Source organism: Sphingomonas leidyi, from assembly GCF_011761945.1.
In the GTDB taxonomy this organism is placed as follows: domain Bacteria; phylum Pseudomonadota; class Alphaproteobacteria; order Sphingomonadales; family Sphingomonadaceae; genus Sphingomonas; species Sphingomonas leidyi.
Window position 1 is genome coordinate 286,008 of sequence record NZ_JAASQV010000004.1, and the last position, 23,224, is coordinate 309,231.

The 23,224-nt window shown below is 68.0% G+C and carries 27 protein-coding genes; 11 read left to right on the plus strand and 16 right to left on the minus strand.

Translation table 11 applies throughout. The annotated features are described in order from the left end of the window. Position 1: 1 nt before the first annotated feature. Positions 2–601 carry a GNAT family N-acetyltransferase gene (locus FHR20_RS18885; protein ID WP_167301146.1) on the plus strand — a complete coding sequence of 200 codons (600 nt, stop codon included), beginning with the start codon at positions 2–4 and terminating at the stop codon, positions 599–601. On the opposite strand, the gene FHR20_RS18890 is transcribed toward FHR20_RS18885, so the two are convergent. Then, positions 565–1,305: a hypothetical protein gene (locus FHR20_RS18890; protein WP_167301147.1), complete on the minus strand. Its 741-nt coding sequence runs from the start codon at positions 1,303–1,305 to the stop codon at positions 565–567. The genes FHR20_RS18885 and FHR20_RS18890 overlap by 37 nt on opposite strands. Next, positions 1,302–2,135, minus strand: coding sequence for a DUF7847 domain-containing protein (locus tag FHR20_RS18895; protein ID WP_167301148.1), 834 nt, complete (start codon positions 2,133–2,135; stop codon positions 1,302–1,304). The genes FHR20_RS18890 and FHR20_RS18895 overlap by 4 nt, the downstream gene beginning before the upstream one ends. Before the next feature lie 94 nt (positions 2,136–2,229). Here FHR20_RS18895 and lipB point away from each other — a divergent pair, with 94 nt between their 5' ends. From lipB to FHR20_RS18910, 3 genes are all read left to right on the plus strand, one after another. After that, a complete protein-coding gene (lipB, locus tag FHR20_RS18900; RefSeq protein ID WP_167301203.1) occupies positions 2,230–2,871 on the plus strand; it encodes a lipoyl(octanoyl) transferase LipB in 642 nt (213 codons plus the stop codon). Between the two features lie 114 nt (positions 2,872–2,985). Then, on the plus strand, positions 2,986–3,222 hold the full coding sequence (locus FHR20_RS18905; RefSeq protein WP_167301149.1) for a hypothetical protein: 237 nt from the start codon (positions 2,986–2,988) through the stop codon (positions 3,220–3,222). A gap of 182 nt (positions 3,223–3,404) precedes the next feature. Next, positions 3,405–4,085, plus strand: coding sequence for a hypothetical protein (locus FHR20_RS18910; RefSeq protein WP_167301150.1), 681 nt, complete (start codon positions 3,405–3,407; stop codon positions 4,083–4,085). Positions 4,086–4,235: 150 nt separating this feature from the next. On the opposite strand, the gene queE is transcribed toward FHR20_RS18910, so the two are convergent. From queE to FHR20_RS18950, 8 genes are all read right to left on the minus strand, one after another. After that, on the minus strand, positions 4,236–4,868 hold the full coding sequence (gene queE / locus FHR20_RS18915) for a 7-carboxy-7-deazaguanine synthase (protein WP_167301151.1): 633 nt from the start codon (positions 4,866–4,868) through the stop codon (positions 4,236–4,238). A 12-nt stretch (positions 4,869–4,880) separates the two neighbouring features. Next, entirely contained in the window at positions 4,881–5,564 is a 684-nt protein-coding gene (gene queC, locus FHR20_RS18920; RefSeq protein WP_167301152.1) for a 7-cyano-7-deazaguanine synthase QueC, read from the minus strand. Between the two features lie 172 nt (positions 5,565–5,736). After that, a complete protein-coding gene (locus FHR20_RS18925) occupies positions 5,737–6,144 on the minus strand; it encodes a hypothetical protein (protein WP_167301153.1) in 408 nt (135 codons plus the stop codon). 71 nt (positions 6,145–6,215) lie between these two features. Then, complete coding sequence (locus tag FHR20_RS18930) at positions 6,216–7,142, minus strand: Hsp33 family molecular chaperone HslO (protein ID WP_167301154.1); 927 nt, start codon at positions 7,140–7,142, stop codon at positions 6,216–6,218. 99 nt (positions 7,143–7,241) lie between these two features. Further along, entirely contained in the window at positions 7,242–7,664 is a 423-nt protein-coding gene (locus FHR20_RS18935) for a hypothetical protein (RefSeq protein ID WP_167301155.1), read from the minus strand. 10 nt (positions 7,665–7,674) lie between these two features. Further along, positions 7,675–8,589: an ornithine carbamoyltransferase gene (gene argF / locus FHR20_RS18940; protein WP_167301156.1), complete on the minus strand. Its 915-nt coding sequence runs from the start codon at positions 8,587–8,589 to the stop codon at positions 7,675–7,677. Positions 8,590–8,732: 143 nt separating this feature from the next. After that, entirely contained in the window at positions 8,733–9,929 is a 1,197-nt protein-coding gene (locus tag FHR20_RS18945; protein WP_167301157.1) for an aspartate aminotransferase family protein, read from the minus strand. Positions 9,930–10,090: 161 nt separating this feature from the next. Further along, positions 10,091–10,930, minus strand: coding sequence for an ABC transporter permease (locus FHR20_RS18950; protein WP_167301158.1), 840 nt, complete (start codon positions 10,928–10,930; stop codon positions 10,091–10,093). Positions 10,931–10,985: 55 nt separating this feature from the next. Here FHR20_RS18950 and FHR20_RS18955 point away from each other — a divergent pair, with 55 nt between their 5' ends. From FHR20_RS18955 to FHR20_RS18980, 6 genes are all read left to right on the plus strand, one after another. Next, a complete protein-coding gene (locus FHR20_RS18955; protein ID WP_167301159.1) occupies positions 10,986–11,639 on the plus strand; it encodes a GcrA family cell cycle regulator in 654 nt (217 codons plus the stop codon). A gap of 6 nt (positions 11,640–11,645) precedes the next feature. Further along, positions 11,646–12,227, plus strand: a complete 582-nt coding sequence (locus FHR20_RS18960; protein ID WP_167301160.1) for a demethoxyubiquinone hydroxylase family protein — start codon at positions 11,646–11,648, stop codon at positions 12,225–12,227. Positions 12,228–12,284: 57 nt separating this feature from the next. Further along, positions 12,285–12,599, plus strand: coding sequence for a hypothetical protein (locus FHR20_RS18965; RefSeq protein ID WP_167301161.1), 315 nt, complete (start codon positions 12,285–12,287; stop codon positions 12,597–12,599). Beyond that, entirely contained in the window at positions 12,596–14,119 is a 1,524-nt protein-coding gene (locus FHR20_RS18970) for a methyl-accepting chemotaxis protein (RefSeq protein ID WP_167301162.1), read from the plus strand. Before FHR20_RS18965 ends, FHR20_RS18970 begins: the two co-directional genes overlap by 4 nt. An 88-nt stretch (positions 14,120–14,207) precedes the next feature. Next, positions 14,208–16,190: a DNA topoisomerase IV subunit B gene (gene parE, locus FHR20_RS18975; RefSeq protein ID WP_167301163.1), complete on the plus strand. Its 1,983-nt coding sequence runs from the start codon at positions 14,208–14,210 to the stop codon at positions 16,188–16,190. A 127-nt stretch (positions 16,191–16,317) separates the two neighbouring features. Beyond that, positions 16,318–17,625, plus strand: a complete 1,308-nt coding sequence (locus tag FHR20_RS18980) for a serine hydrolase (RefSeq protein WP_167301164.1) — start codon at positions 16,318–16,320, stop codon at positions 17,623–17,625. A 166-nt stretch (positions 17,626–17,791) separates the two neighbouring features. On the opposite strand, the gene FHR20_RS18985 is transcribed toward FHR20_RS18980, so the two are convergent. The 5 genes from FHR20_RS18985 to FHR20_RS19005 form a co-directional block, all read right to left on the minus strand. Beyond that, a complete protein-coding gene (locus tag FHR20_RS18985) occupies positions 17,792–18,055 on the minus strand; it encodes a hypothetical protein (protein WP_167301165.1) in 264 nt (87 codons plus the stop codon). Next, complete coding sequence (locus tag FHR20_RS18990; protein WP_167301166.1) at positions 18,052–18,885, minus strand: TIGR00266 family protein; 834 nt, start codon at positions 18,883–18,885, stop codon at positions 18,052–18,054. Before FHR20_RS18990 ends, FHR20_RS18985 begins: the two co-directional genes overlap by 4 nt. 90 nt (positions 18,886–18,975) lie before the next feature. After that, entirely contained in the window at positions 18,976–19,767 is a 792-nt protein-coding gene (locus FHR20_RS18995; RefSeq protein ID WP_167301167.1) for a LysR family transcriptional regulator, read from the minus strand. Next, positions 19,764–20,162, minus strand: a complete 399-nt coding sequence (gene apaG, locus FHR20_RS19000) for a Co2+/Mg2+ efflux protein ApaG (RefSeq protein WP_086130998.1) — start codon at positions 20,160–20,162, stop codon at positions 19,764–19,766. Before apaG ends, FHR20_RS18995 begins: the two co-directional genes overlap by 4 nt. Then, positions 20,162–21,370, minus strand: a complete 1,209-nt coding sequence (locus FHR20_RS19005; protein WP_167301168.1) for a trans-sulfuration enzyme family protein — start codon at positions 21,368–21,370, stop codon at positions 20,162–20,164. The genes apaG and FHR20_RS19005 overlap by 1 nt, the downstream gene beginning before the upstream one ends. A gap of 108 nt (positions 21,371–21,478) precedes the next feature. Between FHR20_RS19005 and FHR20_RS19010 the strand changes: the two genes are divergently transcribed. Continuing rightward, positions 21,479–22,819: a glycosyltransferase family 39 protein gene (locus FHR20_RS19010; RefSeq protein WP_243857633.1), complete on the plus strand. Its 1,341-nt coding sequence runs from the start codon at positions 21,479–21,481 to the stop codon at positions 22,817–22,819. Between the two features lie 9 nt (positions 22,820–22,828). Here FHR20_RS19010 and FHR20_RS19015 read toward each other — a convergent pair. Continuing rightward, on the minus strand, positions 22,829–23,224 hold a 396-nt coding region (locus FHR20_RS19015; RefSeq protein ID WP_167301169.1), incomplete at its 5' end, for a GtrA family protein.

Genomic DNA, 23,224 nt, shown 5'->3' on the forward strand with positions numbered 1-23,224 from the left:
CATGGGCCTGATTCCCGTCGCCGACGACCAGGTCGCCACCATCGTCACCGCGCTCGAGATGCTGGCCCGCCCGCGGCCCCGGCCCCTGCCCGATTCGCCGCTGCGGCTGGTGCGCTGGCCCACGCCCGATCCGGCCAGGTATCGCGCGCTGTTCCGGCGCGTCGGCGAGCCCTGGCTCTGGTTCTCGCGGCTCGTGATGGACGCGGAGCGCCTGGCCGCGATCCTCCACGACCCCGGGATCCATGTCTTCGCGGTGGTCGATCGCGCGGGGATCGAAGTCGGCATGCTCGAGCTCGATTTCCGCACCGAGGCGACTTGCGAGCTGGGCTTTGTCGGGCTGGTGCCCGAGCTGGCGGGCAAGGGGCATGGCGGCTGGCTGATGGCGCAGGCGCTGACGCTCGCCTGGACGCCGGACGTGACGCGCGTCTGGGTGCACACCTGCACGCTCGACCATCCGGGCGCGCTCGGCTTCTACCGCAAGCATGGCTTCGTGCCCTACAAGCGCACGGTGGAGACGTTCGCCGATCCGCGGCTGGCGGGCGTGCTGGCGCCCGGCGCCGCGCCTCAGATCCCCTGCCTGGGCGCCCCGGCCAGCCGATAGGCGGCGATGCGGATCAGCGCGAGCGCGACCCAGGCGCCGCCGCCGAGCAGCGCGGTGACGAGATAGGAGACGGGCGCAACCGCCTGCGCGCCGCCAATGAGCGCGGCGATGGTCCCCAATATCCCGCCGGTGAGGATCACCAGCCCGAACGCCAGGAACATCGTCATCGATGCCAGGCCCAGCAGCGCGAAGCCCGTGAGGCCGGCGCTGCGCCGCCATCCCTCGCGAAAGGCGCCCAGCACGCCCGCGGCCGGATCGGCGGCCAGGGCGGGCCCCGCCAGCCAGGTCCGCGCCACCACGAACAGGCCGGGGATCACGAACAGCGAAAGGCCGAAGGAAAAGAGCAGCCCGGCGATCAGGTTGAGCACGAAGAAGGCGGCGAAGCGCTTCAGCGTGATCAGCAGCACTTCGCCGAGCGTGCGCCCGCCGCCCTGGAGATAGAGGTTGAATATCGCGAAGGTGCCGAATTCAATGGCGATGTTGATCGCAAGGATCGCCGGCAGATTGGCGGTATAAAAGGCCGTCAGCGCCTGGCGCAGCTTCTCGGGGTCCTCGGTGGCCGGCAGCGCGAGCCCCGCGAGGAGCAGCGCCGCGCCCAGCATGGGCACCACGAAGAACATGCCCGCCAGCGCCACGAGGAGTTCGCGCTCGGCGCGCCACAGGGTGACGGCATCGGCGAGGATGCCGCGGCTGGTAAGGCTCATGCCCGGAACGCGCCTTCGCGCAGCCCGGCATCGGCCGCCAGGGCGAGATAGAGCTTGGCGGTGAAGGCGGGCACCAGCACGGTGAAGCCGGTCTGCACCGCGGCGACCACGATCGAAGTGAGCACGCCGGCCAGCGTGATCCCCTCCGCCGGGCCGCCGGTGACGAGCGCGAAGATGCTGCCGAACACCATGTTGGCGGCGAGCATGGAAACCCAGGAGACGAGCGCGAAGAGCAGGATCACGCCGATGATTCGCCAGGTCATGCCACGGGTGAGCTTCCACGACTGGCGAAGCGCGGAGAACATCCGCTTCTCGCGCACGATCACCGGATTGGTGACGAACAGCCGCGCGCCGACCCACAGGAGCAATGCGACCAGCACCAGCCCGTAGAGCGCGATGCCGCCGGCGATCTGCGGGCCGAGCCCGACATTGGCGCCGCGCGCGATCTCCATCAGGTCGTAGCCGTTCAGCTGCAGCGCCAGCGGGATCGGCAGCACCAGCACGAACATCACCGCGAACAGCAGCACCGAGACCGCGAGCGCCGGCAGCAGCCGGTCCCGCCCGATCACGCCGGCGCCGCGCACGCTCGCCATGTCGAGCGCCATCGCCGAGATGGTGAGCGAGCCCCAGAGCGAGAGGATGCCGAAGGCGAGCTGGACAAGGTAGAGCGACAGCACCAGCCCGGGGCTCCCCCCGGTCTTGGCCGCCTGGAAGCTGCCCTCGATCGAGGCCGGCACGAAGAAGGCGAGCAGCGCCACGGGCAGGATCGCGCCCAGATTGTCGCTCAGAAACTCCGCCGTCCGATCCCAGACGGTGCCCATCTTCGCCATGCGCCCGATGTCCTCCCTCCAACCGGTGTTAGCGGGCGCGCATTATGTTGCCAATGCTTGCGCAATCGCTTTCGGATGCGCAATTCGCATGCCGATGGACCAGGATATCGAATGGCGGGTCGCGCCGGAGCCGATCGAATATGGCGCCGCGCTGACCGAGATGGAGGCGCATGTCGCGGCGCTGACCGCCGGCACCGCGCCCGAACGCATCTGGCTGCTCGAGCATCCGAGCGTCTACACCGCCGGCACCAGCGCCACCGATGCGGGCGAGCTGATCGACCCGCGCTTCCCCGTGTTCCGCACCGGGCGCGGCGGCCGCTACACCTATCATGGGCCCGGCCAGCGTATCGGCTATCTGATGCTCGACCTGCGCCGGCGGAAGCGCGACGTGCGCGGCTATGTCCATGCCGTGGAAGGCTGGGTGATCGCCGCGCTGGGCGAGCTGGGGATCGAGGCGTTCCGCGCCGAGGGGCGGATCGGCATATGGACGCTCGACCAGACCGGCCGGGAAGCCAAGATCGGCGCGATCGGCGTACGCATCCGGCAATGGGTGACCATGCATGGCTTCGCAGTGAATCTCTCGCCGAACCTGAGCGATTTCGGCGGAATCGTCCCGTGCGGCATCGCCGAGTTCCCCGTCACCAGCGCGGCCGCGCTCGGCAAGCCGGTAACATCCCGGCAATTCGATTCGGCGCTCCATGCCACATTTTTGCCATTTTTGGACGCTCTCACCTGAGCGCAGGTCAAATCGAGTCTTGAGGGGTTTGCCCGAACCGTCTAATGTCCACTCCGGTTTGGGTATTAAACGGCGTAACCGTAATCCAAATCCATTATCTAGGGAGCTTTCTACATGCGTGCAGTCATTTCGAAGATCGTTGCGGGCTCGATGATCGCCGGCGCGGCCCTCCTGGCCTCGGCGTGCACCAGCAACGAGTCGACCAACGTGACCAACACCACCGAAGTCGTTCCGACCGAGAACGTGACCACCGACACCATGGTGACCAACATCGACGCCGCCGCCACCGAGAACGGCGCCGTGGTCGAGAACGCCACCACCGTCGAGACCAACACCACCAACGCGCACTGATCGCGCGCCCGGTAGGGTGTTTGAAGAAAGGGCCGTCCGGGCGACCGGGCGGCCCTTTTCGCTTGCCGATTTGCGATGAAATGCCGGCATGGCACGGCCCGGATGGTAAAAAAGGGCTTCAACCCGGACTCGGAACGCCGTAACCCGTGCGCACGGGGTCAACTGGTAGTTTTCGAGGCAGCATGTTCGCATCGCGTATCGCACTTGTGCTGGCCGGGGGGATCGGCCTGTTCGGATCCGCGCCGGCTTCGGCGCAATTCTTCCTCAAGCCCGCCAATCTCGAGAGCGGGCGAGTCACCGGCGCCGAGCCGGGCATGACCGGCCCGGCGCTGCCGGGCGCCACCGCCGCCGAGCTGCGCGCCGCGCTCGCCTGGAACCTGCGCGCCGCGCTCAACGTCGCGGCGCTCCAGTGCCAGTTCGAGCCGACGCTGTTGTCGGTCGACAACTACAATTCGCTGATCAAGGATCACGCGATCGAACTGCGTGATTCCTACGCTGTGCTCGAGAAATATTTTGAACGAGCATACAAGAACAAGAAGCAGGGCCAGCTTGAGCTCGACAAGTACGGCACCCGCATCTACTCGGGCTTCTCGACTGTTCAGGGGCAGCTTTCTTTCTGCCAGACGGCGGCCGCAATCGGCCATGATGCCGTCTTCGTGAAGCCGGGCAAGTTCGGTGACCTGGCACAGGACCGGATCAAGGAACTCCGTGCCAGCCTGGGCCCCTGGGGCGAGCAATATCGTCCGTCGGGCTATATCGTCACCGGCATGTACGGCGTGAAGATGCCGCCCTTCGGCAACGACAAGTGCTGGAAGAAGGGCCAGTATCAGGTCAAGAAGTGCGGCCCGCTGCTGATCGATTGAGTTCGGGTGCCTCCCCCTCCTGAAAGGGAGGGGCCAGGGGCGCGTTTGAAAGGGCCGGGCCCGATGCCCGGCCTTTTCCGTTTTCGGCTACCGCCCCCGCCTGGCGCGCCGCGTTCGCGCGCCCTCCCAGCTGGGCGAGCGAGGCCGCTCCTAGCGCAGGCCCAGCATCTTGTGCGTCTGGAGCGTCAGCCGCCATTTCGGCCGGTCCATCGCAAAGGCGATCGCGGCCTCGATATTCTCCTGCGCTGCCGCGCTGTCCATCGGCTGGATGAGGAAGTTGGCGAAATCCCAGCCCTCGAGCATCTCGACATCGGTGCCGGGCTGCGGCCAGACCAGCTTGAGCTCGTCGCCGGCGCGCTGGACGACTTCGCTGCCCGCCTTGGGGCTGATGCACACCCAGTCGATTCCCGGATGCACCGGCAGGGTGCCGTTGCTCTCGATCGCGATGCGGAAGCCGCGGCCGTGGAGCGCATCGACCAGCGCATCGTCCACCTGGAGCATCGGCTCGCCGCCGGTGAGCACGGCGAAGCGCGCCTCCGCCCCCTCGCCCCAATGCCCGGCCACCGCGTCGGCCAGCGCAGCGGCATCGGCGAACTTGCCGCCACCCAGCCCGTCGGTGCCGACGAAATCGGTGTCGCAGAACCGGCAGACCGCGCCGGCCCGGTCGGCCTCGCGCCCGGTCCACAGATTGCACCCGGCGAAGCGCACGAACACCGCCCGCGCGCCGGCATTCACGCCTTCGCCCTGAAGGGTGAGGAACATTTCCTTAACGCTATAGGTCATGGCCCCGGATCCCTATGGATGGGTCGCGTACCGGGTCGGGTCGGGGATGCCGGCTTCCTCGAAGCCCTTCGCCCGTAGCCGGCAGCTGTCGCACAAGCCGCAATGCAGCCCGCCCGGCGCCGGATCGTAGCACGACCAGCTGAGGCCCATGTCGAGCCCGAGCCGCGTGCCTTCGCGCGCGATATCCGCCTTGGTCATGTGCTGGAGCGGCGCGCGGATGCGGAAGGGCGCGCCTTCCACCCCGGCCTTGGTCGCCAGCTCCGCCAGCTTCTCGAAGCCTTCGATGAACTCCGGGCGGCAATCCGGATAGCCCGAATAATCGAGCGCATTGACGCCGATATAGATGTCGCGCGCGCCCGAAGCCTCGGCCCAGCCGAGCGCGAGGCTGAGGAAGATGGTGTTGCGCGCCGGCACATAGGTGACGGGGATATCGTCGCCCACACCGTCCTTGGGCACGTCGATATCGGCGGTGAGCGCCGATCCGCCGAATGCGCGCAGGTCCATCGGCATCACGATATGGCGTTCCGCGCCCAGCGTCGCGGCGATGCGGCGGGCGGCGGCGAGTTCGATCTGGTGGCGCTGGTTATAGTCGAAGGAGAGCGCGTACAGCCGATACCCCGCCTCGCGCGCAAGCGCGGCCGAGATCATCGAATCGAGTCCGCCGGAAACCAGTACAATTGCAACGCTGTCTGTCATCGGCGCGCCCTACTCCGGATTTCGCCGCGAGGCAAAACGCGTCGCCACGCGCAAAATGGGCCGCCCGTAAGCGGCCCAGTTTCTTGGGATAACCCATGCCAGAGAGGAAAGTGCTCACTAGGAGCGAGGTGCAATATAGCCCGGCAGCAGTGAAATAAGGGTTAAATCCCGTTCAGCCGCAGGCACCGGCCCGGCGCGCCTCATATTCCTGCTCGAACGGCGAGCCGTCGAGCACGCCCTGGGTCTCGATCCGCACCAGCCGCGGCGTCTCCACCGTGATCGTGGTGCGGCCCTGGCCATGCCCGGTGCAGGTATAGCGCACCGTCGCCGCATGCTGGTCCTGGGCGACCACGAACTGCTCGCAGGATGCCGTGCCATGGGCGAGCTGGATGAAGCTGTTCGGCCCGGCGAAGCAGACCTTGCGCTCGCCGCCGCGCCGCTCCTTGAGCAGCCATTGGCCGCGCTCGATCTGCGAAAGCACTGCCTGGGTGGAGGAACGATGGGCCGCAGCCGGCCCATCGCCCACGATAAACAGCGATGCGCCGGCAAATGCCGCACACACCAGACGCTTGAACAACATGCGCAACGTCCTCCCGTCGCGAGCTCGAGAGCCCGCGCCCTTTGCAGCCGATATGGCGCGAGTCCGCCGGATTACAACGGTGGCGGAACGAAATCGGCGAGCTTCACCGGGAATTTTTTCGAGCAAAAGACGCAATCGACGGCGATCACCCCCGCTTCGTCCGCCATCGCCGCCCGCTCCTCTTCCGGGAACTTGGCAAGCACCCCGGTGATGTAGCCGGGGTCGCACCGACAGCCGCGCGCGAGATCCGCACCGCTGAGAACGCGCACCTCTTCCTCTTCGTTGAACAGCCGCCAGATCAGCGATTCGAGCGGGATTGCCGCATCGGCCAGCTCGTCGACGCCCATGGTCGAGCCCAGCGCCTCGACATGCTGCCATTCGGGATGGTCGAGCCGCACATGCAGCCGCTCGCGCCCCGCCTCGCCCTCCGGCAGATGCTGGAGGAACAGGCCGCCGCCGATCCACTTGCCGGTTTCCCTGTCGCGCCGCGCGCCCAGCCGCACGAGGCTGGGGATCTGCTCCGACTGGAGGAAATAGCTCTGCGCCGCCTCGGCCAGCGAGCCGGCGTCGAGCGGCACGATGCCCTGGTAGCGCTCCTTGGTGGTCGCCTGGTCGAAAGTGATCGCCAGATGGCCCTTATGGAACAGCGCGAACAGCGACGGGTTCTTGCCGAGCTGCGACAGGCGCAGGGCATCGAACTGCACATAGCCGCGCAGCTCGCCATTCTTGTAGTCGCACACCAGCAGGCTGACGATGCCGCCCTGCGTCTGCGCCTGGAGCGTCATCTGCCCTTCGGCCTGCTTGAGCGTGGAGCCGAGCAAGGCAGTGAGCGTCAGCGCCTCGGCCAGCAGCCGCTCGATCTGCTCGGGATAGGCATGGGCCGACAGGATCTCGTCGAGCACCGGCCCCAGCCGCGCAACGCGGCCACGGGTGTGGCGGCCAGGAATGGTGAAGCCGATCACGCGATCGAGATCGGTGGTGGGGGCAGTGTTGGTCACGTCGAAATTCCTCGCTGCCCGGCCGAAGCCGGGTTGCCGCTTGTGGCACAGTTTGTCGGAAGTTGCCCGCTATGTAGGGCCTTGCGGGCCCGAGACAACTCAGGCCGCGCGAGCGCGCCCGGCGATCCGCGATGCGAACCAGAGCACCCATCCCGCCGCCAGCGCGGACAAGCCGGCAAGGAAGAGTGCCACGGCGATCCAACGCGCCACCGCGATGGCCGCAAGGGCGCCGGTGAGGCTGCCGTCACTCGGAAGCACAAGCCCGGCCCAGTCTTCGAAGCTTCCGATCGCGATCGCTATGCCGACCCCGATCATCACGAGCCAGAGCGCCGAACCGGACAACTCTGCACCGCGGATGCGCCCGAGATGGGCAACCATTGCCGAGTTCGCGGCGGCAACGAACAGCGCGGCCAGGCAGGTCAACCGATCGGCATAGTCGGCTTCACGAGGCACGAGCCAAAGCACCCAGAGCAGCACCGCGAGGCCCAAGGCAACCAACGCTGCGATGCGAACCGACGGCAAGGCACGCCCCCTAGATCTGCCCGAAGCACCACCGTAGCACAGCTTTCTGCGCGTGGAGGCGATTTTCCGCCTCCTGCCAGATCAGCGACTGCGGCCCGTCGATCACTTCGTCGACCACTTCCTCGCCGCGATGCGCCGGCAGGCAGTGGAGGAACCTGGCGCCCGGCTTGGCGACGCCCATCAGCGCCTCGGTCACCTGGAAGGGCATCATCGCGGCGAGCTTGGTCTCGGCATGCGCCTGGCCCATCGAGATCCAGGTATCGGTGACGACGATGTCGGCGCCCTCCACCGCTTCCTGCGGCGTGCCGACCACTGTCGCCCGGCCCTTGCCGCGCGCCACGTCCGCGTCGCTCGGCTGATAGCCCTGGGGGCAGGCCGCGACGACATCGAAGCCCATCAGCCCGCCGGCCTCCATGATCGAGGCGAGGACATTGTTGCCGTCGCCCAGCCAGGCGACCTTCAGCCCCGGCAGCGCGAAGCCGGCCTCGAGGATCGTCTCCAGGTCCGCCATGATCTGGCAGGGGTGCGAAGCGTCGGTAAGGCCGTTGATCACCGGCACGCTGGCATATCGCGCCATGTCGACCACCTTCTGGTGATCGTCGGTGCGGATCATGATCGCGTCGACATAGCCCGAGAGGATGCGCGCGGTATCGGCAATGCTCTCGCCGCGGCCGAGCTGCATCGAGCCCGCGTCCATCACGATCGACGTGCCGCCGAGCTGGCGGATCGCCATGTCGAACGAAACCCGCGTGCGCGTGGAGTTCTTCTCGAACACCATCGCCAGCACGCGACCGGAGAGCGGAGCATCGGCGTCCACCTTCCCCTTCGGCCAGCCGGCACGGGCTTGCTTGCGGGCAATGGCATCGTCGAGCATCGCCTGGATGCCGGCGGCGCCGGCGTCGGACAGATCAAGGAAGTGGCGCATCTTAAATCCTCCCCGACACGGGGAGGGGGACCGCCGCGATTCGCTGGTGGAGGGGCCCCTCCACCAGCGAATCGCTTGGGGCACTCCCCCTCCGCCATGCCTTCGGCATGGTCCCCCTCCCCGTCCCGGGGAGGATCTTGGTTTCAGTCACCGCTCGGCGGCGCGAAGCTGCGGGCGCCCTCGCTGAGGCGCTCGATGCATTCGGCGATGTGATCCTCGTCGATCACCAGCGGCGGCAGCACGCGGAACACGTTCTCGCCCGCCGCGACGGTCAGCAGCCCGTGATTGTCGCGCAGGTGCGCCACGAAGTCGCGGCTCACCGCCGGCTCCTTCATCTTGATGCCCAGCATCAACCCCTTGCCGCGGATCTCCTCGAACAAATGATCATGGTTGGGGATCATCTGCTCGAAGGCCTGGCGGAGGCGCTCGCCCATCTTGGTGACGTGATCGAGGAAGCCCGGCTCGAGCATCACGTCGAGCACCGCCTGCCCCGCCGCCATGGCCAGCGGATTGCCGCCATAGGTGGAGCCGTGCGTGCCGATCACCATGCCCTTGGCCGCTTCCTCGGTCGCCAGACAGGCGCCGAGCGGGAAGCCGCCGCCGATGCCCTTGGCGGCGGTCATGATGTCCGGGGTGATGCCGTAATGCTCATAGGCCCACATCTTGCCGGTGCGGCCATAGCCGCACTGGATCTCGTCGAGGATGAGCAGCAGGCCATGCTCGTCGCACGCCTTGCGCAGGCCCTGGATGAACTCGGGCGTGCCCGCGGTCATGCCGCCCTCGCCCTGCACCGTCTCGACCAGGAAGCCCGCCGTCTCGTCGTCGATCTTCGCCAGCGCGCCTTCGAGGTCGTTGAACTTCACATAGTCGAAGCCCGGCAGCAGCGGCTCGAAGCCGTCGCGCATCTTGGGCTGGTCGGTCGCCGAGATCGCGCCGATCGAACGGCCGTGAAAGGCGTTCTTGAAGGTGATCAGCTTGTGGCGCTGGGGGTTGCCGTTGACATAGTGATAGCGGCGGGCGGTCTTGATCGCGCACTCGATCGCCTCGACGCCCGAATTGGTGAAGAACACCGTGTCGGCGAAGCTGTTGTCGACGATCCGCTGGGCCAGCGCCTCGCCCTGGGGGCTGCCATAGAGGTTCGACACGTGCATCAGCGTGGCGACCTGGTCCTGCAGCACCTTGGTCAGGTGGGGATGGCCATGGCCGAGCGCGTTGACCGCGATGCCCGCGGCGAAGTCCAGATACTGCTCGCCGCGCTCGCCATAGAGATACACGCCCTCGCCTCGCACCGGCCGCACAGCGCACCGCGGATAGACGGGCATGAGCGGGGTGATGGTCATGGGAACATACTCCTTCGTGAAAAGCTCGAAACGAGACTCCAGAAACGCAAAAGGGCGGCCTGTCGGGACCGCCCGAGGCGGGTGTTTACGAGCCTCCAGCCGGAGAGGCAATAATCGTTTCGGCGAGGGACATGCGCCCACGCTATCGACCTGGAATCGGCCTAGTTCTTGATCTTCCATCCACGCCGCAGCAGCGTGTAGCAGGCGAAGCCCAGCAGCACGTCGAGCCCCAGGATCACCAGGCTGCCGACCAGGATCGGCGAATCGGCGACTCCGAGGAAGCCGTAGCGGAAGCCCGAGATGATGTAGAAGAACGGGTTGGCGTGGCTGATCGCCTGGAAGGTCGGGGCCAGCCGCTCGACCGAATAGAAGGTGCCCGAGAGCAGGGCGAGCGGCGCGACGACGAAATTGGTCACCGCCGCGGCATGATCGAACTTCTCCGCCCAGATCGACGTCAGCACGCCCATCAGCGCGAGGAACAGCGAGCCGAGGAAACCGAACCACAGCACCGCCCAGAGATGCTGCGGCCACAGGTTCACGCCCCAGATCGCCATCGCCAGCCACACCGTGCCGCCCACGCAGAAGGCGCGCGTCACCGCACCGCCGCACAAGGCCGCGAGCACCTCGGTGGTCGAGAGCGGGGGCATGAGATAGTCGACGATCGTGCCCTGGATCTTGCCGACCAGAAGCGAGAAGCTGGCATTGGCGAAGGCGTTCTGCAGCATGCCCATCACGATCAGGCCGGGCGCGATGAATTCGGCGAAGTGAATCTCGCGGTGCTGGAGCGTCACCATCCGCCCGCCGCCGCCCAGCGCGACGGTGAAGATCACCAGAAACAGCAGCGTCGTGACCGCCGGTGCCCATACCGTCTGGAGCTGCACCTTGAAGAAACGGCGCACCTCCTTGATATAGAGGGTGCGCAAACCTCCCCAGTTGACGTTGCGGATCACCGGAACGCCGGGCTCGGGGAGCTGTTGACCGAATTCAGGCTGGCTGCTCATCGCGCGTTCGCGTAACCGCTGCGCGGGCCGCCTGCAAGGTGAAGGAAGAGAAGTTTTGAGCTGGACCGAAGAGCGGATCGATACGCTGAAGAAGATGTGGGACAGCGGGCTGACCGCGACCCAGATCGCCGAGGAGCTGGGCGGGGTGAGCCGCAATGCCGTGATCGGCAAGGCGCACCGCCTGGGCCTGCCCGCGCGTCCGTCCCCCGTGAAGCCCAACGAGCCCAAGGCCGCGGCCGAGCCCAAGCCGGCGCCCGCGCCGCGCCCGACGCCGGCCGCCACCGCCACTCCCGCCGAGTCGCCGGCTCCGCGCGCCGCCGCGCCGGCCGCCACGCCCTCCGCTCCGGCCGAGCCCAAGCCCGCTTCCGACGGACCGGTGCTCCGTTCGGTCGGCCCGGGTGGCTTCGTCCGCCAGAACCCCGGCGAGCAGACCCCGCCGATCTCGCCGGCCCCGCCGCGCCGGCTTGTCCCCGCCAAGCCGTCCGAGGCGATCGCGGGCAAGACCAGCCTGCTCGATCTCAACGACAAGATCTGCAAATGGCCGATCGGCCATCCGGGCGAGCCGGACTTCCATTTCTGCGGCGACAAGGTGAACCCGGGCTTCCCCTATTGCGTCGAGCATTGCGGCCATGCCTATCAGGCGCAGCTGCCCCGCCGCGATCGCCGTCCGCCGCCGCCCCTGCCCTTTGGCGGCCCGCGCGTCCGCTAATCATCGATGCCGATCGCGGCACGCCTGGCACCTGGCGAGACGCTGGGTGACCGCGTGCTGCGCGTCGACCATGCCGGCGAGCACGGCGCGGTATGCGTCTATCGGGCGCAGCGACGGCTCGCCCGCTGGACCGCGCCGGGCCTGCTGGCCGAGATCGAGGCGTTCATCGCGCACGAGATGCGCCACCGCGCGCTGTTCGCCGCCGAACTCGCCCGCCGCGGACAAGCGCGCTGCCCCAGCTATGCCCTGTGCGCGGCGCTGGGCACCCTGCTCGGCACCATCACGGGCCTGCTCGGCTGCCACGCGATCGCCGCCACCACGGTTGCGATCGAACGAGTCGTGCTGCGCCACATGGCGGCGCAGATCGCGGCGCTCGGATCCAGCGATCCCGCCGCGGTCGCCATCCTCCTGGACATCGTCGAGGAGGAGCAGGAGCATCACGATCGATCGGCGGCGCATCTGCGGGGCGGCCTCCTCCAGCGCGTCCTCGACGTCGGCGTCGGCATCGCGACCGAGGCGGTGATCTGGATCGGCATGCATCGCCGGTCCGGGCCAAGGGCCATCGGAGACGCGCGACGAATATCGTAATCTGCGCAAATACTGTGGTTTACGTGTTTCTAACCTAATTCCCGCTAGACGCGCGGAATGAACCGTTTCGGATCAATCCTCGCCCGTCACGCCCTGGCCGCGCAGCTCGTGCTCGCCGGGCTGGCAGTGGCCTGCGCAGCCTTCTGGCCTCCCAGCCAGGGGCGGATGCTGCTCGTGCCCATGCTGCCGGGTGCGGCGGACCACATGCTCGCCCAGGCAATCGACAGCGGCGCGCAACTGCTCGGCGACGGGCCGCTGCCGGGCAGCTTCGTCGTCACGGGCACGCATCCCGCCATCGCCTCGGCGCTCCGGGGCCGGGCAATCCTGATCCTCGCGGCGCCGCCGGCCCTGTGCGGAGGCGCGGCCGCATGAACGAGATCGATCGCCTTCGGCGCCGCGGCGTCCGGACGCTGGTCGTGGCGAGCTGGGCGACTGTCGGCGTGGTCTTCCTGCTCGGCCTGCTGCTCGGCAGCCAGCGCGAGTGGATGACTCTTTTGCTGGGTGCCGCGGCGAACATCGTCCCGACGATCGTCGCGCTGCGCCGCCGCTACGATGCCGCCGCGCGGCTGATCGTCGGCACGCTCGCCGCGATCCAGCCCGCGCTCGCCGTCTATGCGCTGACCGGCCATCCCTGGCAGATGGACTCGCACATGTATTTCTTCGTCGCGCTCTCGGGCCTGACGCTGCTCTACGACTGGCGGCCGATCGCGCTCGCCTGCGCGATGATCGCGATCCATCACATCGTCCTCCAGCTCGCGGTGCCTGCCTGGGTGTTCGAGGGCGGCGGCAACTTCGGACGCGTCGTCTTCCATGCCGTGGCGGTGCTGCTCGAATTCGCGGTGCTCGCCTATCTCACCACCCAGCTCGTCCGCCTGATCGAGGCGCAGGCCGATGCCCGCGCCCAGAGCGACCGCTTCGCCGCGGATGCCACCGCACGACGCGACGATGCCGAGGCGGCGCTCACCGCGATGCGCGCCGCCGAATCGCGCGAGCGCGCCGAGCGCGCGCGCCGCGAGGCGAGCGAGCGCGACGCGACCGCCGAGCGCCGCCGCGAGATGCTGGCGCTCGCCACCGCCTTTCAGGATTCGGTCGCCGAGACCGTGCGCGACGTCACCCGGGCCGCGAGCGACCTCGATCGCTCGGCCCATGCGCTCAATTCGCTGGCCCATACGGCGAGCGTGGAGCTCGCCGCGACCGCGCATATCGCCAGCCAGGCTTCGGACACCGCGGGCGGGCTCGCCAGCGGCGTGCGCCAGCTCACCGCCTCGATCGTGGCGATCGCCACCAGCGTCGACCAGCAGGCGAATCTGAGCGGCGCGGCGCGCGGCGTCTCGCGTTCGGGCGAGAATGCGGTGCGCGCACTGGCCGAGCGCGCGAACACCATCACCCGCTTCGCCGAATCGATCCAGGAGATCGCCGCCCGGACCAACCTGCTGGCGCTCAACGCCACGATCGAAGCGGCGCGTGCCGGCGATATCGGCCGCGGCTTCGCGGTGGTTGCGCACGAAGTGAAGGCACTCGCCAACCAGACCGGCTCCGCCACCGAGGAGATTCGCACCCTCGCCGGCACCGTCCAGGGCGGCGCCACCCTGGCGCACGGCGCGCTCGACGAGATCGCCGCCACCGTCGCCGAGGTTGCCGCGGCCGCGGAAGCGATCCGCAGCGAAGTCGACGGGCAGCGCCAGGCCGCGGGCATGATCGAAGCGACTGCCCACGACACGGCCATGGGCGCCACCCGCATGGCCGAGCGGATCGGCGCCGTCGCCACCGTGGCAAGCGACACCGAGGCGCTGTCCGACCGGGTCTCCAGCGCCGCGACCGGGCTTTCCGAGGCCGCAGTGGCGCTGGAAGCGGCGACCGACAAGTTCATCGCCCAGCTCAAGGCGGCGTGATTCCCAAATTCCTCCCCGGCAAGCCGGAGGAGGAATTGGACGGCTCCATCCCTTGCGCCCCTCACCCCGCACCCCCTATACGTTCTCCATGGCCGCTGAAGACCTGTTTGCCGCGCCGGGCGTGCCCTCCGGCACCTATGACGCCTCCTCGATCGAAGTCCTCGAAGGGCTGGAGCCGGTACGGCGCCGCCCGGGCATGTATATCGGCGGCACCGACGAACGCGCGCTGCACCATCTCGCCGCCGAGATCCTCGACAATGCGATGGACGAGGCGGTGGCCGGCCATGCCAACCGCATCGAAGTCACGCTCGAGGCCGGCAACCGCATCACCATCGTCGACAATGGCCGCGGCATGCCGATCGATCCGCATCCGAAATTCCCCGACAAGTCGGCGCTCGAGGTGATTCTCTCGATGCTTCACTCGGGCGGCAAATTCTCCGGCAAGGCCTATGCCACCAGCGGCGGCCTGCACGGCGTCGGCATCTCGGTGGTCAACGCGCTGTCGATCGACACCACCGTGGAGGTCGCGCGCGACAAGCAGCTCTATCGCCAGCGCTTCAGCCAGGGGAAGACGCTGGGGCCGCTCGAGCATGTCGGCGGCACGCCCAACCGGCGCGGCACTTCCGTCAGCTTCGTACCCGATACCGAGATCTTCGGCGAGATGCTGTTCAAGCCGGGCCGGCTCTACAAGCTGGTCCGTTCCAAGGCCTATCTGTTCGCCGGCGTCGAGATCCGCTGGAAGTGCGACGCCGAGCTGATCGGCGACGAGACGCCGCCCGAAGCCGTGTTCCAGTTCCCCGGCGGCCTGGCCGACCATTTGAAGGAGCAGCTCGGCGCCCGCGAATGCGCCACCGCCGATTTCTTCGCCGGGCGCCAGGATTTCCCGGGTGAGCATAACGGCCGCGTCGAATGGGCAGTCGCCTGGCCGCTATGGTCCGACGGGTCGTACAGCTGGTACTGCAACACCATCCCGACGCCCGATGGCGGCACCCATGAGGCGGGCCTGCGCGCCGCGTTGACCAAGGGCATCCGTGCCTTTGGCGAACTGATCGGCAACAAGAAGGCCAAGGACATCACCGCGGACGACGTGATGACCGGTTCCGAGCTGATGTTGTCGGTCTTCATCCGCGATCCGCAATTCCAGTCGCAGACCAAGGACCGGCTGACCTCGCCCGAGGCAGCCGGCCTGGTCGAAAAGGCGGTGCGCGACCATTTCGACCATTTCCTCGCCGACAATATGGACCGCGGCAAGGCGCTGCTCGGCTATGTGCTCGAGCGGATGGACGACCGCCTGCGCCGCAAGCAGGAACGCGAGGTCAAGCGCAAGACCGCGACCAGCGCGCGCAAGCTCCGCCTGCCGGGCAAGCTCACCGATTGCTCGGCCGACGATCCGGCGGGCACCGAACTGTTCATCGTCGAAGGCGATTCGGCCGGCGGTTCCGCCAAGCAGGCGCGCGACCGCAAGACCCAGGCGATCCTGCCGATCCGCGGCAAGATCCTGAACGTCGCCTCCGCCACCTCGGCGAAGATCCTGGCCAACCAGGAGATCGCCGACCTGATCCTCGCCATGGGCTGCGGCACCCGCAAGGATTGCGACCCCAGCAACCTGCGCTACGAGCGCATCATCATCATGACCGACGCGGACGTGGACGGCGCCCATATCGCCACGCTGCTGATGACCTTCTTCTTCCAGGAGATGCCCGACCTGGTCCGCCAGGGGCATCTCTATCTCGCCCAGCCGCCGCTCTATCGCCTGACGGTGGGCTCCAAGTCGCTCTATGCGCGCGACGACGCGCACCGGCTCGAGATCGAGACGACGGCGTTCAAGGGCAAGAAGGTGGAGGTCAGCCGTTTCAAGGGCCTGGGCGAAATGAACCCGAACCAGCTCAAGGAAACCACCATGGACCCGGCGACCCGGGGCCTGCTGCGCATCACCCTGCCCCAGGAATATGAGGAGCGTGCCGGGGTGAAGGATCTGGTGGATCGCCTCATGGGCAACAATCCCGCCCATCGTTTCGCCTTCATCCAGGAGAACGCGGCACGGCTCGACGAGGAAGTGATCGACGCCTGAAAGGGTTCGCGCCCCCTCCCGCGTCATCCCGCCTTCGCGGGGATGGCCGGGCGGGAAATGTGCAGCAATAATCTTGATATCATGATTTACCTCGCGTAGAAGCAGCGCGTCCACAGCCGCCGAGGCAATGATGCGCCTGCTCCCGCTTCTCGCCGCTTTCCTGCTCGCCGCACCCGCTTCCGCGCAGACTGCCCCGCCGCAGCCGGTTCGGGCCGACCCCGCCTTCACCCTGCGGCTCGGGGAGCTGATCGCGATCCTGAACGGAGGCGGGGACTATGCCGGCTATTTCACGCCCGCCTTCCAGGAGAAAGTGCCGCAGGCGATGCTCCAGAGCGTCACCGCGCAGCTGATCGCCGCCAACGGCAAGCCGCTCGCGATCCTCGGCGTGACGCAGGAGACGCCGTGGCGGGCCAATATCCGCGTCCAGTATGAGAAAGCGGTGGCGAACGTCCTCCTCGTGGCCGACCCGGCGCCGCCGCACCGGGTGGGCGGGCTGCTCGTCCGCGGATTCGAGAGTGCCGAGAAGACGCTGCCGCAAGTCGAAAGCGCCCTTGCCGCCCTGCCCGGCGATATCGGCTATGCGATCGCGAAGCTGGGCAGCGGTGCGCCGCAGCCGCTCGCCGGCCGCAATGCCGACAAGCCCTATGCGATCGGATCGGCGTTCAAGCTGGTGATCCTCGCCGAGCTGGTCCGCGCCACCAATGCCGGCGAGCGCAAATGGGACGATCTCGTCACGCTCGACGGCGGCATGCTGCCCGGTGGCGGCTACACCATGAAGCCCAAGGGCACGCAGGTGACCCTGCGCGAGCTCGCCACCCAGATGATCTCGATCAGCGACAACAGCGCGACCGACATCCTGCTCCAGCATCTCGGCCGCGCGAAGGTCGAGGCGATGATGCCGGTGCTCGGCATCGCCGATCCGGCGCGCAATCGGCCCTTTCTGGGTACGCTCGACGTCTTCCGGCTGAAGGGCGTCGCCGGACTGGGCGACCGCTATCTGGCGCTGGACGAGGCCGGGCGCCGCAAGCTGCTTGAAGGGGAAGTAGCCGGCATCCCGCCGATCCTGATCGACGCGACCAGCTTCACCCGGAAGATCCCCAACCGCATCGACACGCTCGAATGGTTCGAGACCCCGAACGATCTGGTCCGGGTGATGGACTGGCTGCGGCGGAACACCGAGGGCATGGCCGGCACCGACGCACGCAGGATCCTGTCCACCAATCCGGGCGTCAGCCCCGATGTGCGCGGCAAGTGGCAATGGATCGGCTACAAGGGCGGATCGGAACCCGGCGTGATGAACATGACCCTGCTGCTCCAGGCGCGGAACGGCGACTGGTACGTCGTCACGGGCAGCTGGAACGATGTGCAGAAGGCCGTCGACGAGAGCCGCTTCGCCTCGCTGATCGGCAAGGCGGCGGAGCTGACCGCGCCTTAGCTGATGGCACGTCAAGCAACGAATTTGCGGAAGCTGATCCCCGGCGAAGGGCGGGCCCCGGTTGCCACGTCGTTCGAGAGGTTCGACCGCCCAAACAGCCGCCCCGATACTGGGCCCCGCCCTTCGCCGGGGAGCTGCTGCAGCTAGATGCCGGTTGCCCCGGATCCTAAATCTCTCCGCGCATCCGCCGCTTGTGATATTTGGTGCGCATGCCGATCCCCATCAGCATCAACGCGAAGCCCGTGACGATGGCCGCCAGCGTGACGAGGTTCGGAATCGGCGTCCAATAGGCGTTGATCAAGATCAGCGCCGACCCGATCACCGCCAGCGCCACGCCCAGGCGGCGCGGCCCCTTGGCCACCTGCATCAGCTCGCGACGATAGGCGCTGCGCTGCTCGGGATCGCGCAGATCGGGGATCGGCCGGCTCAACGATTGCCTCCGATCAGGTCGCCAAGCCCGCCCAGCACCGAGCCTTCGCCGCGATTCTGCCCGCCATGGCTGCTCGCCGCCGCCATCATCCGCCCGGCTAGGCGGGAGAAGGGCAGCGACTGGATCCAGACCTTGCCCGGGCCGCGCAACCGCGCGAAGAACAAGCCCTCGCCGCCGAAGATCGCGCTGCGCACCCCGCCGGCGCCGACCAGGTCGAACTCCACCGAAGGGGTGAAGGCGGCGACGCAGCCAGTGTCGACGTGGAGCTCCTCGTCCGCCGCCAGCTCGCGCTCGACGACCATGCCGCCGAACTGGACGAACACCCAGCCATCGCCGTCGAGCTTCTGCATGATGAAGCCCTCGCCGCCGAACAGGCCGGTCATGATCCGCCGCTGAAACGCGATGCCCATCGACACGCCCTTGGCCGCACAGAGGAACGCGTCCTTCTGGCAGATCAGCGTGCCGCCGACCGAATCGAGCTTCAGCGGCACGATCGCGCCCGGCACCGGCGCCGCGAAGGCAACGCGCGCCTTGCCCGAACCGTTATGGGTGAAGACGGTGGTGAACAGGCTCTCGCCGGTGACCAGCCGCTTGCCGGCGCCGAGCAGCGCGCCCATGAAGCCGCCGCCCTGCCCGCCGCTGCCGTCGCCGAACACGGTGGTCATCCCCACCGCGGCGTCCTTCCACACCAGCGCGCCCGCCTCCGCCACCGCGCTCTCGCCCGGATCGAGCTCGATCTCGACGAACTGAAGCTCCTGTCCCTTGATCTCGAAATCGATGTCGTCGGCAATGCCGGCGCTGCGGCTATGGCTCCAAGGGCTTTGCGGCATGGGTGTTCGCTCCTGCGGTTTTGCGCCTCCTTATCCGGCTTCGCCGCACCGATGAAGGCCGATGCGCATCGGCCCGCGATCGGAGCGCGCTCACGCCGCCAGCGCGTCGACCAGCGTCTTCACCTTCTTCTGCCGCCACTGGGGCAAGGGCGCGACCAGCCAATAGCCGAGCTTCGAACTCTTGGGCTCGCCGACGACGACGACCCGGCCCGATTCGATGTCGCTACGGGCCAGCAGCTCGGGCACGGTGGCGCGGCCCAGCCCCTCGGCCGCCGCGTCGAGCGCAAGCCCGGCATCCGCGACCCGCACCAGCGAGCCGGCATCCTCGGCCATGCAACCGGGCCACGAGATGCGCACGTCGATGCTGCCGCCCGGCCGCTCGACCGTGACCATCCCGTCGCTCTCCAGCGCCTCGCCCTCATGCTCGCCGGGCCCTTCGCCCCAGCGGATCGCGAGATCGAGATTGGCTTCGGTGAAGTCGATCGCCTCGTCCGCGGGGACGAGCATGAAGCGCAGGTCGCTGTCCTCGCGCGCGATCTCGGCCAGGCGCGGCATCAGCCATTTCGCGGTCAGGTCGCGCGGCGCGGCGATGGTCAGCGACTTGGACGATTGCCCCGCCTGCATCGCGCGCACGCTTTCCTCGAACTGGAGGAAGCCCGCCCGCAGCGCCGCCAGCCCCGCCTCGGCCTCCGGCGTCAGCTCCAGCCCCTTGGTGGTACGGCGGAACAGGACGACGCCCAGCGTGTCCTCGAGCGCGCGGATCTGCTGGCCGACCGCCGCCGGCGTCACCGCCAGCTCGTCCGCCGCGCGGGTGAAGCTCAAATGCCGCGCCGCCGCGTCGAGCACGCGCAGGCCGTTGAGGGGGAGATGCGTCCGCTTCATTCCGCCACCGCCGGCGCCGTGAGTGCGAATTTGGGGATGGCGACGTCGAACGCCGAGCCGTCCTCTCCGATCATGTGATAGCTGCCCTGCATGTTCCCCATCGGCGTGCTCAGCGGGCAGCCCGAGACATAGTCGAAGCTCGCCCCCGGCGCGATCATCGGTTGCTCGCCGACCACGCCTTCGCCTTCCACCGTGTGGCGCGCGCCCCGGCCGTCGGTGATGATCCAGTGCCGCGTCAGCAGCTGCACCGTCATCGGCCCGCTATTCTCGATGCGGATGTGATAGGCCCAGAACCAGCGGCCGCGATCGGGCTCGCTCTGCTCGGGCAGATAGCTCACCGACACGCGCACGGTGATCCCGCGCGTTTCCGCCGCATCGGTGAACAATGCGTCCATCACAAGCCGGCGGCCCTCAGCGCCTGGTCCAGATCGGCGATCACGTCCTCGGAATCCTCCAGCCCGACATTGAGCCGCAGCATGCCCTCGGTCACGCCCATCTCCAAGCGCTTCTCCTCGGCCACGCTCGAATGGGTGGTGGAGGCCGGATGCGTCATCAGAGAGCGCGAATCACCGATATTGTTCGAGATGTCGACCAGCTCGAGCGCATCGAGCAGCGCGTGCGCCTGTGTGCGGCCGCCATCGACCTCGAACGAGAAGATCGGGCCGGCCGCCTCCATCTGGCGGTTGAACAGATTGTGCTGCGGGTGGCTCGGCAGCGCCGGGAAGTTGATCCGGGGCACCCGCTGCTCGAGGAAGCTGCCCACCTTCAGCGCATTCTCGCTCTGCCGGCGGATACGCAGGTCGAGCGTCTCCAGCCCCTTGAGCACCACCCAGGCGTTGAACGGCGACAAGGTCGGCCCGGTGTTGCGGGTGAAGGGCAGCAGCACGTCGTTGATGAAGGCGGCGGAGCCGGCGACCGCACCGGCGAGCACGCGGCCCTGCCCGTCCATCATCTTGGTCGCCGAATAGGCCACCACGTCCGCGCCGAATTCGAGCGGGCGCTGCAGCGCGGGCGTGGCGAAGGCATTGTCGACCACGCTGGTGATGCCGTGCTTCCGGGCAATGCCGCACACCGCTTCCAGGTCGACCACGTCCATCGTCGGGTTGGCCGGCGTCTCGAAGAAGAAGACCTTGGTGTTCGGGCGTACCGCGTCCGCGAACTGCTGCGGATCGCGCGCGTCGATCACCGTCGTCTCCACGCCGAAGCGCGGGAGCAGGCTGTCGGTCAGCCAGCGGCAGGAACCGAAGGCGGCGCGGCCCTGGACGATATGGTCGCCCGCACTGACCTGGCACAGGATCGCCGCCGTCATCGCCGCCATGCCCGAGGACATGGTGCGGCAGGCCTCGGCGCCTTCGAGCAGGGCGATCCGCTCCTCGAGCATCTCCACCGTCGGGTTCTGCAGGCGCGAATAGGTCATGCCCTGCTGCTCGCCCGCGAAGCGCGCGGCGGCGTCGCCCGCGCAATCATAGGCATAGCCGGACGTGAGGAACATCGCCTCGCTCGTCTCGCCCCATTCGGAACGCGCGGTGCCCCCGCGCACGGCCTGGGTGGCGGGTTTCCAGTTGCGGGTTACGCTGCGGTCTTGGCCGGTACGACGCTTCATAGTGCGAGATGCTTTGCGGCTGAGGGGACGGGGCGTCAACACCGCTCGTCACTTGGGCGCCGACAAGTCCTGCTTCGTCGCTCCGCGGATCCGGAAACCAAGTTCAGCATGACGGCCACCAAACGCTCGGCTAATCAACGCGCCATGCTCGATCGCCTCAAGGCCCTGCAGGACCGCCCCTGGCTCGTCGCCCTGCTCCTCGCCATCGCCGTGCAGGCGCTGTTCCTGGTCCATCTCGACCAGCCGAGCGTGATCATGTTCGACGAGGTTCACTATCTGCCCGCCGCCCAGGCGCTGCTCGACCTGTCGGGCCCGCGCAACGTCGAGCATCCGATGCTCGGCAAGGAGCTGATCGCGGCGGGCATGGCGCTGTTCGGCGACAATCCGTTCGGCTGGCGCATCGCCTCGACTCTGGCAGGCACCGCCACGGTGCTCGGCGTCTTCGCATTCCTCTGGCTGCTCGCCGGCAACATGCGCACCGCGCTGGTCGGCGCGGTGCTCACCACGCTCAACCAGACCGTCTATGTCCAGGCACGCACCGGCATGCTCGACATCTTCCTGGGCGCCTTCCTGGTCTGGGCGCTGGTGGCGTTCCTCTGGGCGATGAAGGCCCCCGGCAGGGGCGCCAGCTGGCGGCGCTGGATCGCGGGGAGCGTGCTGCTCGGGCTCACCACCGCAGTCAAATGGGCGGGGGTGCCCTATATCGTGCTTGCCGCCCTGGCCTTCCTCGTCATTCGCGCCCGCGACGCGCGCCTGGCGAAGCGGCCGCTGCTCTCCGCGCTCTCGGGCGGGGACCAGCCGCACTGGCCCGGCCTGCCCGCGATCCCGGCGATCCTAGCGATGGGCGTGGTCAGCGTGGTCACCTATTTCGTCACCTTCGCGCCGGCCTTCTTCTACACCACCGATCCGCTGACCTCGCTCTCCGGCCTGTTCGCCCAGCAGCTGCACATGTGGCAGATGCAGACCCAGATCCTGCCGCACCACACCTATCAGTCGAGCTGGTGGAGCTGGCCGCTGATGCTGCGGCCGATCTGGTATTTCTACGAATGGGATCGCGGCGCCCAGCGCGGCGTGCTGCTGATCGGCAATCCGCTGATCATGTGGGGCGGGCTGGTCGCGGTAGCCGCCTGCTATTGGGCGTGGTTCCGGGACAAGGCGATCCGGCCGCTGGCAGTGGCGCTGCTATGGACGGCATCGCTGGCGATCTATGTCGTGATCCCCAAGTCGATCGGCTTCTATTATTACTATCATCCGAGCAGCATCTTCCTGTGCATGGCGCTGCCCATCGCCTTCCAGCATTTCGACCGGGGCCGGAATCGCGGCTGGGAAGAATGGTTCGCCGCGCTCTCGCTGCTGGTCTTCGGCTATTTCTATCCGATCCTCTCGGCCGCCCCGCTGGCGGACAGCCAGGGCTTCACCCATTGGATGTGGATCGGCAGCTGGCGCTGACCCGTCGGTTCAGTACCGTCCCCAGACGAAGCGCGAGGACAGGGCGAAGTTCCACACGGCGGCGACGGCGATGCCGGCCAGCGCCGCGAAGCGCCAGTCGCCATGCTGGACATTGTGCAGGAACGCCGCCACCCCGACATTCGCCGCCGCACCCACGCTGCACACCAGGCAGAAGGAGAACCAGCCGGCCAGCAGCGGCCCCGCGCCCTGCAGCCGCTGCTCGCGATAGGTGAGCGCGTTGTTGAGGAAGAAGTTGAACGTCATCGCCGCCGCGGTGGCGAGGATGGTGGCGCCGACAAAGGGCCAGGCCAGGCCGCGGAACAGCACGCCGAGCACCAGGAAATGCACGCCGGCGCCCAGCGCGCCGATGCCCGAGAACATCACGAAGCGCACCGGCACCACCCG